This window comes from Microbacterium sp. NPDC087589 (assembly GCF_044743635.1).
GTDB lineage: Bacteria > Actinomycetota > Actinomycetes > Actinomycetales > Microbacteriaceae > Microbacterium.
This window is the reverse complement of record NZ_JBIUWV010000010.1, coordinates 20,000-32,682: the sequence shown is the minus strand read 5'-3', so window position 1 is coordinate 32,682 and position 12,683 is coordinate 20,000. Positions and strand designations below refer to the sequence as shown.

The 12,683-nt window shown below is 68.3% G+C and carries 13 protein-coding genes; 6 read left to right on the top strand and 7 right to left on the bottom strand.

All coding sequences use genetic code 11. From position 1 onward, the window contains the following. Positions 1-4: 4 nt before the first annotated feature. Together ACIOU8_RS17975 and ACIOU8_RS17970 are read right to left on the bottom strand one after the other, a co-directional pair. On the bottom strand, positions 5-343 hold the full coding sequence (locus ACIOU8_RS17975; RefSeq protein WP_400792528.1) for a hypothetical protein: 339 nt from the start codon (positions 341-343) through the stop codon (positions 5-7). A 183-nt stretch (positions 344-526) separates the two neighbouring features. Then, positions 527-982 carry an SRPBCC family protein gene (locus tag ACIOU8_RS17970; protein WP_400792525.1) on the bottom strand — a complete coding sequence of 152 codons (456 nt, stop codon included), beginning with the start codon at positions 980-982 and terminating at the stop codon, positions 527-529. A 121-nt stretch (positions 983-1,103) separates the two neighbouring features. On the opposite strand from ACIOU8_RS17970, the gene ACIOU8_RS17965 reads away from it, so the two are divergent. Next, positions 1,104-2,138: an aromatic acid exporter family protein gene (locus tag ACIOU8_RS17965; protein ID WP_400792523.1), complete on the top strand. Its 1,035-nt coding sequence runs from the start codon at positions 1,104-1,106 to the stop codon at positions 2,136-2,138. 112 nt (positions 2,139-2,250) lie between these two features. On the opposite strand, the gene ACIOU8_RS17960 is transcribed toward ACIOU8_RS17965, so the two are convergent. Continuing rightward, the gene (locus ACIOU8_RS17960; RefSeq protein ID WP_400792520.1) at positions 2,251-2,439 is read right to left on the bottom strand and encodes a hypothetical protein; all 189 of its coding nucleotides are present in this window, start codon (positions 2,437-2,439) and stop codon (positions 2,251-2,253) included. Positions 2,440-2,543: 104 nt separating this feature from the next. Between ACIOU8_RS17960 and ACIOU8_RS17955 the strand changes: the two genes are divergently transcribed. From ACIOU8_RS17955 to ACIOU8_RS17945, 3 genes are all read left to right on the top strand, one after another. After that, on the top strand, positions 2,544-3,212 hold the full coding sequence (locus ACIOU8_RS17955; RefSeq protein ID WP_400792517.1) for a DNA alkylation repair protein: 669 nt from the start codon (positions 2,544-2,546) through the stop codon (positions 3,210-3,212). 34 nt (positions 3,213-3,246) lie between these two features. Then, a complete protein-coding gene (gene deoD, locus ACIOU8_RS17950) occupies positions 3,247-3,960 on the top strand; it encodes a purine-nucleoside phosphorylase (RefSeq protein ID WP_400792514.1) in 714 nt (237 codons plus the stop codon). Between the two features lie 129 nt (positions 3,961-4,089). Continuing rightward, on the top strand, positions 4,090-6,651 hold the full coding sequence (locus ACIOU8_RS17945) for a DEAD/DEAH box helicase (RefSeq protein WP_400792511.1): 2,562 nt from the start codon (positions 4,090-4,092) through the stop codon (positions 6,649-6,651). 69 nt (positions 6,652-6,720) lie between these two features. Here the strand turns inward: ACIOU8_RS17945 and ACIOU8_RS17940 are convergent, their stop codons facing one another. The 4 genes from ACIOU8_RS17940 to ACIOU8_RS17925 are packed head-to-tail and all read right to left on the bottom strand — an operon-like array spanning position 6,721 to position 10,467. After that, positions 6,721-7,755: an acyltransferase family protein gene (locus ACIOU8_RS17940; RefSeq protein WP_400792508.1), complete on the bottom strand. Its 1,035-nt coding sequence runs from the start codon at positions 7,753-7,755 to the stop codon at positions 6,721-6,723. After that, complete coding sequence (locus tag ACIOU8_RS17935) at positions 7,752-8,708, bottom strand: D-alanine--D-alanine ligase (RefSeq protein WP_400792505.1); 957 nt, start codon at positions 8,706-8,708, stop codon at positions 7,752-7,754. Before ACIOU8_RS17935 ends, ACIOU8_RS17940 begins: the two co-directional genes overlap by 4 nt. Next, positions 8,705-9,862 carry an alanine racemase gene (gene alr / locus ACIOU8_RS17930; protein ID WP_400792502.1) on the bottom strand — a complete coding sequence of 386 codons (1,158 nt, stop codon included), beginning with the start codon at positions 9,860-9,862 and terminating at the stop codon, positions 8,705-8,707. Before alr ends, ACIOU8_RS17935 begins: the two co-directional genes overlap by 4 nt. Continuing rightward, complete coding sequence (locus tag ACIOU8_RS17925) at positions 9,859-10,467, bottom strand: M15 family metallopeptidase (RefSeq protein ID WP_400792499.1); 609 nt, start codon at positions 10,465-10,467, stop codon at positions 9,859-9,861. The genes alr and ACIOU8_RS17925 overlap by 4 nt, the downstream gene beginning before the upstream one ends. Before the next feature lie 102 nt (positions 10,468-10,569). Here ACIOU8_RS17925 and ACIOU8_RS17920 point away from each other — a divergent pair, with 102 nt between their 5' ends. Together ACIOU8_RS17920 and ACIOU8_RS17915 are read left to right on the top strand one after the other, a co-directional pair. Beyond that, positions 10,570-11,241 carry a response regulator transcription factor gene (locus ACIOU8_RS17920; RefSeq protein ID WP_400792496.1) on the top strand — a complete coding sequence of 224 codons (672 nt, stop codon included), beginning with the start codon at positions 10,570-10,572 and terminating at the stop codon, positions 11,239-11,241. 28 nt (positions 11,242-11,269) lie between these two features. Continuing rightward, the gene (locus ACIOU8_RS17915; protein WP_400792601.1) at positions 11,270-12,418 is read left to right on the top strand and encodes a sensor histidine kinase; all 1,149 of its coding nucleotides are present in this window, start codon (positions 11,270-11,272) and stop codon (positions 12,416-12,418) included. The last annotated feature ends 265 nt before the right edge of the window (positions 12,419-12,683 follow it).

The following is a 12,683-nucleotide window of genomic DNA, read 5'->3' as shown; positions in this document are numbered from 1 at the left end:
GAACTCACCGAGCCGGCACGGGGTCGCAGCCGATGGCGGCGCACCGGTCGACTGGTGCGCCGGTCGTGATCGCGGGGATCGCGGCGGGCGCGGCGACCCGCGCCACTCGCGGAGCGATCGCGACCGAATCGTGCGCGGCATCCGCGACAGCATCCGGCGCATTCGACCGCGGACGGGCGATGGCGCGCAGCATCCGGCGTCCCAGACGTCTGACCGCGCCCGGAGCCCGCGGGACGATCTGATCGGCGTGCTCGGCGAGGAAGCGACGGCGTTCGGCCGCCCGCTCCAGACGCTCGTTCTCGAATTCGGCGACCTTCTCGGTGAAGTAGGGGTGCTCGTACATGACATCTCCTCGGTTGGGATGTCCCTACACTCCGCTCTGAGGTGCCCCGGCGACATCGGGAGGATGCCCTATCTTCTGAGTCGCGAGCGCCCTAGACGACTGCAGGCCGGCAGCGAGCAGACAACGAAAGAGGCCCGGGCGGTGATGGGGGCACCACCGCCCGGACCTCGGATCAGGGGTCGATCAGGCGTCGACGTCGCCGCGCCAGGCACCGGTCTCGGCGCCGCGCTTCTCGATGAACTCCTTGAAGTTCTTGAGGTCCTTCTTCACGGCGTGCGAGCCGGCGCCCACGAGCGAGCCGACCGTCTCGAGAAGGCCCTCGGGCTCCCAGTCGATCTGCACCGTCACACGAGTCGTGAGCTCCTCGAGCTTGTGGAAGGTCACCACGCCCGCGTGTGCGGTGTCGCCGCCGACGCTCTTCCAGGCGACGCGCTCGTCGGGGTGCTGCTCGGTGATCTCGGCGTCGAACTCACGCGTCGCACCGCCGACCTTCACGGTCCAGCGGTTGTGGGTGTCGTCGATCTGGACGATCGACTCGACCTCATCGAGGAAGTGCGGGAAGCTCTCGAACTGCGTCCACTGGTTGTAAGCGATGTCGACCGGAACGTGTACGTCGATGGTCTCGATGATCTGCGCCATGTGATGCTCCTCACTGTTCGTCCTTCGTGTGACCCCATTCAGCTGCATGCGCCTGGGATGCGCGACGGGGTTGACATCGACGGCGCCACGACCGAGCATGCGCACGAGTAGCGTTGAGTGCATGCGCATCCATGCCGCGATCCGCGCCTCGAAGCGCTCGCCCCTGCTGCAGGTGGTGAAGTCCGCCGCGGCGACGATCGCGGCGTGGCTGCTCGCGGGATGGGTCGTGCCGGGACAGCTGCCCGTCTTCGCAGCGATCGCCGCGTTGCTCGTCGTGCAGCCGAGCGTCAACCAGTCGCTGTCGAAGGCGCTCGAACGCAGCATCGGCGTGATCGTCGGCGTGCTCATCGCCGTGGCACTCGGCCTGCTGCTGGGTTCGCCGAGCTGGATCGTGCTGCTCGCGATCGTCGTTGCGATGCTCGTCGCGTGGGTGTTCAAGGCGACCCCCGGCACCGGCAACCAGGTCGCGATCTCGGCGATGCTCGTGCTGGCGCTCGGTTCGACGCCCGACTACGCGATCGCGCGCATCTTCGAGACCCTGATCGGCGTCGCGATCGGCATCGTCGTCAACGCGCTCATCGTGCCGCCGGTGCTGGTCGCCCCCGCCCGCCGCGATCTCGGACTGCTCGGCGCCGAACTCGCCGCGAGCCTCGATCGGCTCGCCGAGGCGCTGCCCGAACCGCAGACCCCGGCCCGATTGCAGGAACTCATGCTCGAGGTACGGCTGCTGCGCCCGATGAAAGAGGCTGCAGAGGCGTCCATCGCGGCGGGCGAAGAGTCGCTCACCCTCAACCCTCGGCGCTCGACGCACCGCGAGGAGCTCCGCGAGATGCGGGAGCTCCTCGAGCGGCTGTCGCCGATCGTGACGCAGACCATCGGCATGACCCGCGCGTACTTCGACCACTACGACGATTCGATCGGCGAGGAACCGGCGGTCGCGGCGATCGCGGAGCAGCTGCGGCGTGCGGGCCACGACGTGCGACTCGCGGTGCAGATCGCCGATGTCTCGCCCGAGCCCGAAACACTCACCTCGGCGATTCCCGCACTCACTGCGCCGCTCGTCATCCGGCCGCCGTCGTCGACGCACTGGATCCTGATCGGCTCGCTGATGGAAGACCTCCGGCGCATCCGCGGCGAGCTCGTCGACGAGGAGTGAGCGCCGGTTCGCGTTCACAACTCAGGACATCCGTCGGCAGCCGGGACCTTTCGGGGCGATCACGGCGCGAATCGCGCGATCGATCCTGAGTTGTGAACCGGCAACCAGGCGTTCAGTCCTGTTCGGGGTCGTCGGCGAGCACGTCGCCGTCGTCGTCAGAGGCCGGGCCGGAGGGGACGGCCGTCGTCGGCTCGCCCTTGTTGTCCTCGCTGCCGAGGTTGTCGTTCTCCTCGGCACCGGGCGACGGCTCGGTGCTGATGTCGTTGCGGTCGGTGCTGATGTCATCGCTGTCGCGGGTCATGCGCGTTCCTCTCGTCGGCGTTCGGTCTGCGTGCACGCGAGATTAGAGCCCGATGCTCGCGGAAGCCCGGGCCTTGACAAGCGCCCGAGGCCTACCCTGGTCTCATGTCTGACCTCACCGTGCCCGAAGCCCTCGCCGAACTGGCCGCGCTCGAGGACCCGAAGATGCGGGCCGCCAACGAGAAGCGCGGCGACGACCATGGCATGAATCTCAGCCGGCTGCGCACTGTGGCCAAGCGCATCAAGACCGACCAGCCCCTTGCGAAGGAGCTGTGGGCGACCGGCGAGACATCCGCGCGCCTGCTCGCCCTGCTCATCTGCAAGCCTCGTGACTTCTCCGCCGATGAACTCGACGCGATGCTGCGCCAGACAGAGGCTCCCAAGGTCAACGATTGGTTCGTCAACTACGTCGCCAAGAAGACTCCGCTCGCTGAAGAGCTGAGGCTGCGCTGGTTCGACGACTCAGACCCCACAGTCGCCGCGGCGGCGTGGTCGCTCACGACCGTGCGCGTGGCGAAGAATGCCGACGGCCTCGACCTCGACCACTTGCTCGACGTGATCGAGCGCGACCTGGTGGGTGCGCCGAAGCGCCTGCAGTGGGCGATGAACGAGACGCTCGCGAACATCGGCATCTTTCACCCGGCGCTGCGCGCCAGAGCGCTGGAGATCGGCGAACGCCTGCAGGTGCTGGCCGACTACCCCACCGCCCCCGGCTGCACCTCGCCGTTCGCGCCCGCCTGGATCGGCGAGATCGTCAGGCGACGCGAGGGCTGAGCATCCTCATCGGTTGCCCTCGTACGCTGATCCCATGAGCACGCACATCGCCGCACAGCCCGGTCAGATCGCCCCCATCGTCCTGTTCCCCGGTGACCCGCTGCGCGCGAAGTGGATCGCCGAGACGTTCCTCGACGACGCCGAGCTATACTCCGAGACCCGCGGGATGCTGGGCTACACCGGCACGTGGCAGGGCCACCGCGTGTCGGTGCAGGGGTCGGGCATGGGCCAGCCGTCGATGGCGATCTATGCGAGCGAGCTGTTCGAGGAGTACGACGTGCAGACGATCGTGCGGGTCGGCTCGTGCGGTGCGCTGACCGAAAAGCTGAAGGTGCGCGACATCGTCATCGCGAACGGTGCCTGCACGGATTCGGGCATCAACCGGGTGCGCTTTCACGGGCTCGACTACGCACCCGTCGCGGACTTCGGCCTGCTACGAGCCGCAGTCGAGGCGAGCGAGGCAGAGTCGCTGGACTCGACCGTGCACGTCGGTCTGGTGTTCTCCAGCGACCAGTTCTACAGCACACGCCCCGAGCTGACCGAGCCGTTCGTGCAACACGGCGCACTCGGGGTCGAGATGGAGGCCGCGGGCCTCTATACGCTCGCCGCGTTCCACGGGCGCCGTGCCCTCGCCATCTGCACCGTGTCGGATCACATCGTCACGGGTGAGCAGACCACGGCTCAGGAGCGCGAGCAGACGTTCGGCGACATGATCCGCATCGCGCTGCACGCCGCGACCTCGGTCTGAGGCGTTCAGAACTCAGCATGAACGTCGGCTGATCGCTCGGGTTCGCCCGATCACGGTGGCATCCGACGGTTCCATGCTGAGTACCGAACGCGGCCAGCGGGCGACTCGAGATGGGATGATCAAGGGACCATGCCTGCGATCCTCGACCACACCACGCTGACAGACGGATCCGATGCGGATGCCGTCTACACGGCGTTCGTCGAGTGGGCGGAGTCGACCGGCATCAGCCTGTACCCCGCGCAGGACGAGGCGGTCATCGAGATCGTCTCGGGTAACAACCTGATCCTGTCGACGCCCACCGGCACCGGCAAGTCCCTCGTCGCGGTGGGCGCGCACTTCGCCGCGCTCGTCGAGGGTCGTCGCTCGTTCTACACGGCACCGATCAAGGCGCTGGTCAGCGAGAAGTTCTTCAGCCTCGTCGACGTGTTCGGCGCCTCGAACGTCGGCATGATCACCGGCGACTCCTCGGTCAACCCCGATGCGCCGATCATCTGCTGCACCGCGGAGATCCTCGCGAACCTCGCTCTTCGCCAGGGCACGGATGCCGCGGTGCACCAGGTCGTCATGGACGAATTCCACTTCTACGCCGATCCCGACCGCGGGTGGGCGTGGCAGGTGCCGCTGCTCGAGCTGCCGCAGGCGCAGTTCATCCTCATGTCGGCCACGCTCGGCGATGTCTCGCAGCTGTCGAGCGACCTCACCCGCAGGACCGGCCGCGACACGGCATCCGTCACGGGCGTCGAGCGCCCGGTGCCGCTGCACTACTTCTACGAGACGACGCCGATCCACGAGACGATCGACGACCTGCTGGGCACCGGTCAGGCTCCCGTCTACGTCGTGCACTTCTCGCAGGCCGCCGCGATGGAGCGGGCGCAGGCTCTGTCGAGCACCAAGGTCGCCACACGGGAGCAGCGCGACGAGATCGCGGCGCTGATCGGCGGATTCCGGTTCACCACCGCCTTCGGCAAGACTCTCTCGCGCTTCCTGCGCGCAGGCATCGGCGTTCACCACGCGGGGATGCTGCCGAAGTACCGACGCCTCGTCGAACAGCTGGCTCAACGAGGACTGCTGCGCGTGATCTGCGGCACCGACACCCTCGGCGTCGGCATCAACGTGCCCATCCGCACGGTGCTGCTCACGGCGCTGACCAAGTTCGACGGCACCCGGATGCGGCAACTCAGCGCCCGCGAGTTCCACCAGATCGCCGGGCGAGCGGGCCGCGCGGGCTTCGACACCGCCGGCACCGTGGTCGCGCAGGCGCCGGAGCATGAGAGCGACAACATCGCCGCGATCAAGAAGGCCGGCGACGACCCGAAGAAGAAGCGGAAGATCATCCGCAAGAAGGCCCCAGACGGTTTCGTGTCGTGGGGAGAGCCGTCTTTCCGCAAGCTGATCGACGCCGAGCCCGAGACACTCACCTCGCATATGCAGATCACGAGCGCCATGATGCTCAACGTGATCGGCCGCGGTGGCGACGTGTTCGGCAATATGCGTGCCCTGGTCTACGACAACCATGAGCCACGGAAGAGACAGCGCGAGCTCGCCCTCCGTGCGATCGGCATCTACCGCACGCTGCTCGAATCCGGCGTCGTCGAGCAGACGGATGACGGTGAGATCCGCCTGACGGTCGACCTGCAGCCGAACTTCGCGCTGAACCAGCCGCTGTCGCCTTTCGCCCTCGCGGCATTCGAGCTGCTCGACCCTTCGACAGGCTCAGGGACCCACATCCCTTCGACAGGCTCAGGGACCGAAGAGGCGACGAGGGGAGTCGGCACCGGGTCGTACGCTCTCGACATGATCTCGATCGTCGAGTCGACGCTCGACGATCCGCGGGCGATCCTCGGACAGCAGGAGTTCCTCGCGCGAGGAGAGGCCGTCGCCGCGATGAAGCGCGAGGGCATCGAATACGACGAGCGCATGGAGCTGCTCGAGGAGATCACCTACCCGAAGCCCCTCGATGAACTGCTCACGGCCGCGTTCGAGACCTTCAGCGCCGCGCAGCCGTGGATCCGCGACTTCGAACTGCATCCGAAGTCCGTCGTGCGCGACATGTACGAGCGGGCCATGTCGTTCGGGGAATATGTCGCGTACTACAAGATCGCCCGCTCCGAGGGCGTCGTGCTGCGATACCTGTCGGACGCGTATCGGGCGGCGTCGCAGACGATTCCCGAAGAGGCGAAGGACGAGGATCTCCGCGACCTCATCGAGTGGCTCGGCGAACTCGTGCGCCAGGTCGACTCGAGCCTGCTCGACGAGTGGGAGGAGCTCGTCAACGGTGTGCTGCACGGACCGGACGACGAGCCCATCGTGCCGCCGGCCCCGAAGCGCCTGACGTCGAACACCCGTGCCTTCCGCACCCTCGTGCGCAACGAGCTCTTCCGCCGCGTACAGCTCGCCGCCCGCGAAGACGTCTCGGCGCTCGCAGAGCTCGACCCGTCCTTCGGTGCGGATGCCTGGTCGGACGCACTCGACGGCTACTTCGCCGACCACGACGAGATCCTGACCGGGGCGAACGCCCGCAGTGCACAGCTGCTGCTCATCACCGAAGGCGCGACCGAGTGGTCCGTCCGTCAGATCCTCGACGACCCGGCGGGTGACCACGACTGGGGCATCTCTGCCACTGTCGACCTCGGCGCCTCCGACGCTGAGGGGGCCGCTGTGCTCACGGTGACGGGCGTCGATCGGCTCTGAGCCGGCCGGATGGCCGGCCTTCGCGCGGATGGCTGACCGCCCACGCCTGTTCAGTCAGCCATCCGGGCTTCAGCCAGCCATCCGGCCTTCAGCCATCCGGTCGATCGGCTGCAGCGGGTCGAACAGCACCCCGAGCCCCACGCGCACGAGCACCGCGTGCACCGCGAGACAGATCGTGATCACCACCGCGGTGAGCACGATCGGCCAGACGACCTCAACCACCGGGGTCGCGACCCAGCCCGCCCCGCGCAGTGCGCCGTCGATCATCGCGAGCGGGATCATGTGGATGACATAGATGGGCAGCGTGCGCTGCCCCACCCACCGCAGCGGACGAGCGACGACATCCAGGCGCCGATCGATCATCGCGCACGCCACGACCCCGAACGCCACCGCGACGATCGCGAGCAGCGGCCAGACGCCCGGCCACTGACGCATGCCGAGAACCCCGACCGCACCGGCAGCGGCGACATATGCTGTTCCGAGCATGAGCGTGCGCAAGCGACTGGATCCGGCGGCGAACCTCTCGATGACCGACCGCATACGCAGCCCCGCGAGGAAGAAGAACAGGTTCTGCACGAGCTGCCACAGGTTGCCGAGGTCGGGGATGACCCCCGCGGCTGCGACCGCAGCGAGCACGAACGCGACCGGCAGCACTAGGTCGGTCGGCACGTGACGCACCAGGCGCGCGACGAGCAGGTACACCGCGAGGGCGAGCAGATACCAGAGGTTCGTCGGGCTGATCGTGACCTGCGCGAGCAGCTGCCATCCGTTCTCGGCTCTGGCGGTGTCGAAGTCCGGAGTGAGGGCGAGCACGAACGTCTGGATCACGACCCAGATGACGTAGACCGCAGCGAGCCGCCCGGCCCGACGCCGCCATGGGGTCCCCGCGGGAGCGTTCACGACGCTGCCGGCGAACATCCCCGAGATCAGGAAGAACAGCGGCATCCGCAGCGGCAGCAGCTGTGCGTTGAGCGTCGCCCAGGCCTCTGTGATCGCACCCGCGCCGTGGACCTCGACCGCGTGCTTGGTCACCACATGCCAGAGCACCACCAGGATGATGCAGACGCCCTTCGCGACATCGGGCCAGCCGACGCGCGCGCTCACCGCCCCGGCACCTCGGCGGCGCGCACGAGGCGCGACACCAGCTCGACGTACGACACGTCGGCTGCCGCGAACATCCGCGGCACCTGGGATGCCGCGGTCAGCCCCGGCATCGTGTTGACCTCATTCAGCACCGGCCCCTCGGCGGTGAGGAAGAAGTCCATGCGCGCGACGCCGGCGCATCCCAGGGCGTCGAACATGGTCAGCGCCGCACGCGTGAGCGACGTCGTCTCGGCAGCCGAGAGCTGCGCCGGCACCGTGAACTGCGCGCTGCCGTCGTACTTCATCGCGGTGTCGAACAGCCCTGCCGCGTGGATCTCCAGCGGCGGTGCGGCCCAGCGCACTCCTCCGTCTTGTTTGATCACGGCGACGTCGATCTCCCTGCCGTGCACAACCTCCTCGACCAGGATGCGTCGATCGAACCGCGCCGCTTCGCGCAGCGCGGGCGCGAGTTCCCGCTCCGAACGCACGAGCAAGACGCCATAGCTCGACCCCGCCGACACGGGCTTCACGACCACGGGCCCCTCGAACTCGGAGTCTCCGCAGTCGGCCGCATCGATCAGACGTGCCCTGGCAATGCGCAGTCCCGCCGCCTCAGCGACCAGCTTCGTCGCCCACTTGTCCATCCCGATCGCCCCGGCCCGCGGACCCGATCCGACCACTCGGACCCCCGCGAGAGCGCACAGCGCCGCGAGAACCCCGTCTTCACCCAACGCTCCATGCACCGCGGGGAATACGACATCCGCGGCGGCCACCAGCGGCATCGCGAGCGCCAGGGATTCGGCGGCGGTGGCACCCTCCGAGACGCCCGCCACCCCCCAGACTCCCTCCCGAGAGATCGTGACCTCGCTCACGTCGTGTCCGCCGGCACGCAGAGCCTCTGCGACCGCCGCTGCCGATGCCAGCGAGACCTCGTGTTCGGCGTTCTGCCCTCCTCCGATGACCAGCACCCTCACGCGATCGCCCTCTCGACTCGAGATCCGATGCCCGTCACGATCGTGTGAGGAATGGTGCCCGCCCACCTCGCCCACTCCTGCACGCTCGGCACCGCGCCCCCCTCGGGTCCGAACACCACGGCGGTCGTGCCCCGTGGCACGGTCGCATCACCCGTGTCGACGACGATCTGGTCCATCGAGACCCGCCCCACGATCGGGCACCGGATACCGTCGATCGCGACGGCGGCTCCGTCGGCGAGTTCCCGTGGGATGCCATCGGCATACCCGACGCCGATCACGCTCAGGCGAGTCGTGCGCTCGGTCACATACGCGCCGCCGTACCCCACGGGAGTTCCCGCCGGTGCGAGGCTGCTGTGCACGACGGATGCTGTCAGCCGTGCGGCCCCGTTCAGCGCCACCGTCTCGGACGGATCGATGCCCACGAGCCCAGCGCCAATCCTCACCATGTCGAAGTGCGTCGCCGGGTCGGTCAGCGCGCCCGAGGTCGCCGCAAGGTGCACGATGAAGGGTCCGAATCCGGCGCGCAGCACGGCATCCCGTGCCTGTCGCATCCGCAGCACGGCAGGAGCGTTGGCCGCAGGATCAGCGGCGTCGGCGCAGGGCAGATGACCCATGACCCCGACCACCTCGATGCGGTCTCGGCCCGATCGGGCGACCCGTAGCAGCTCGGCCCAGTCCTGCAGCGGCACCCCACCGCGCGACATCCCCGTGTCCATGTGCAGGTGCACGCGCACCCGACCTGCGGTGAGCGCCACCGCATCAGCGAGGAGCTGTCTCAGCTCTTCCACCGAGCCGAGGGCGATGTCGACGCGTTCGATGACTGCGCGCGCGACGTCGATCCCCGATGGGTTCAGCCACGCGAGAATCGGCACGTCGATACCCGCGGCGCGCAGCTCGGCGGCATCATCCACGTCTGTCACGCCCAGCCACTGCGCGCCCGCGTCGATCGCCGCGCGCGCCACCGTGACGGCACCGAGACCGTATCCTTCTGCCTTCACGACGGCCATGATGCGCGCGGCGGTGACCGATCGCATCCGCTCGACGTTCGCTGCGACAGCCGTGGGAATCGTGTGCAGCGTGGGCGCGTGCATACGCGAGAGCGTCATGCTCGTGGTCGCTCGTGTGGGGCGCGGAGTGACGGGTGCGATGGTCATCGCTGGGTCCTCGGGTCGGCGGTCGGGTCGTCGTACATCAGTGGGCAGCCGTTCGCGACGGCGGCCGGGCGCAGCTCGAAGTGCCACCGCTCGTTCGCGTAGATCTGACAGAGGCCGAACTCGTCGCCGTGCTGCGCCAGCCAGTCCTGCGCGGTGAGCGGACCGAGGTCGATCGCATCCCCCGACACGTGCTCCGAGTTCTCGGGAGTGGCGACCCAGCGCGCTGCCTCCTCTTCGGAGCCGTATTCTGCGACAGCATCCTGCCGCAGCACCTGCTGGTACTCGGCCGACCGCCATCCGCTGTTCACATGCATGCGCACGCCGTCGCGTTCGGCGGCAGTAGCGGCGGCACGCACGGCAGCGAGCAGATCGGAGTCGAGGTTGGTCACGGCGGGGGTTTCGTCGAACACCGACACGGCGCCCTCATTGCGGATGATTCCGTCGGCCTCGGTGAGAGATGCAGGCGAGACGGTCGGAGGGACGGATGCCGACGCCAGCGACTGCTGGCCGATCAGCACGGCCGAGCCCGTGACGGCTGCGGCGAGCAGAGCGACACCGATGATCGCGGTGAGGCGCCGCTGTCTGAGGGCAGTGCGTGTGTTCATGTCATCAGTCAAGAAGGGGGCCTGTTGCGAGGGCGTATGCGCTTTTGCATATGCTCCCGATATGTCGGGGTGCGTAAGCTCTGAGCACATGGGAGCTGTGTCGTGAGGGTGCTGATCGTCGAAGACGAGCCCTACCTCGCAGAGGCCGTGCGCGACGGACTGCGGCTCGAGGCGATCGCCGCAGACATCGCCGGCGACGGAGACACCGCACTCGAACTGCTCAGCATCAACTCCTACGATCTCGCCGTGCTCGACCGAGACATCCCGGGCCCGTCGGGAGACGACGTCGCCCGCTCGATCGTCGCGTCCGGCAGCGGAATCCCGATCCTCATGCTCACGGCCGCCGATCGTCTCGACGACAAGGCGACCGGCTTCGAGATCGGCGCCGACGACTACCTCACCAAGCCGTTCGAACTGCGCGAGCTCGTGCTGCGACTGCGCGCCCTCGATCGCCGACGCCAGCGATCTCGACCACCTGTGCTCGAGGTGGCTGGTTTGCGTCTCGATCCGTTCCGCCGTGAGGTGTTCCGCGACGGCCGCTACGTCGCCCTCACCCGCAAGCAGTTCGCGGTTCTCGAGGTGCTCATCGACGCGGCCGGTGGAGTCGTCAGCGCCGAGCAGCTGCTCGAGAGGGCGTGGGACGAGAACGCCGATCCGTTCACGAATGCCGTGCGCATCACGGTCTCGTCGCTGCGCAAGAGACTGGGCGAGCCGTGGCTGATCCTCACGGTGCCGGGCGTCGGCTACCGCATCGGGACGGATGCCGATGGCTGACCCGACCCGCCCGAAGCGGCGCCGCGGCATGAGCGCCCGCTGGAAGCTCACGCTGAGCTATGCGGGCGTCGTCGTGGTGTCGGGAATCGGGCTGCTCGCTGCCGTTGCGCTGTACCTGCTGCGCTACGTGCCCGATGTGAACATCGCCAGCGACTTCTTCGTGCCCAACCGCTCCGACCTCATCCGCGCATTCGTCCCGGTCGCGATCGTGATGATGCTGGTGCTGCTCGCTCTGGGGCTGGGCGGCGGCTGGATCATCGCAGGGCGCATGCTGGCGCCCCTCGAGCGTATCGGGCGCGCGGCCCAGCTCGCCGCCCGAGGGTCGCTGTCGCACCGCGTCGCGCTCGAGGGCCCGCGCGACGAGTTCCGCGATCTGGCCGATGTCTTCGACTCGATGCTCGAACAGCTCGAAGCGCACCTCGCCGAGCAGCAGCGATTCGCCGCCAACGCCTCGCATGAACTGCGCACACCCCTGGCGGTCTCACAGACCATGCTCGAAGTCGCTCGCAACGATCCCGACCGCGACGTCGACGCGCTGATCGAGCGGCTGCACGAGGTCAACGCGCGAGCGATCGAGTTGACCGAGGCGCTGCTGATGCTCAGCCGCGCAGAGCGCCGCACGTTCACTCGCGAGCCGGTCGACCTCTCACTGCTGGCCGAGGAATCGGCCGAGACGCTGCTTCCGCTCGCCGAGCGTCGCGGCGTGGCGATCGACGTCGGCGGCGACACCGCGAACGTGCTCGGCTCGCCGGCGCTGCTGCAGCAACTCATCACCAATCTCGTGCACAACGCCATCGTGCACAACCGCCCCGTCGACGGGACGGTCGTCGTGCGGACGCACGCGCTGCCGCACGCCGTGGCGCTCGTGGTCGAGAACACCGGCGCCGTGCTGCCGGCACATCTCGTGGCGACGCTCGCCGAGCCGTTCCAGCGGGGCACCGAGCGTGCGCGTGGCGTGGGAAGTGTGCGTGGTGTGGGGAGTGGGCGCGATGACAAGCCCGCGCGCGACGCCGGACCCGGGCGCGATGACGATCACGCGGGCGTCGGTCTCGGCCTCGCGATCGTGCAGCGCATCGCGCAGGCGCACGACGGGTCGCTCGTGCTCACGGCTCGCGAGGGTGGCGGGATGAACGTGACGGTGTGGCTGCCGCATCCGTTCCCCGGTCCGCTCGCCTGACGGGACATCCCCGCCAACCCCGTACCGAATGCAGGACCGACGCACGGATGCAGGACCAGAAACCGTGTTCCGATCCCGCATCCGTGCCTTCGTCCTGCAGACGGCAGGGCCCCTGCCACCACACCCCACCCACCCCACACCCGACGTCTCGTCACATCACGTCACGTCACGTCACGTCACATCACGTCTGCCAACCCGTACCGAATGCAGGACCGACGCACGGATGCAGGACCAGAAACCGTGTTCCGATCCCGCAGCCGTGCTT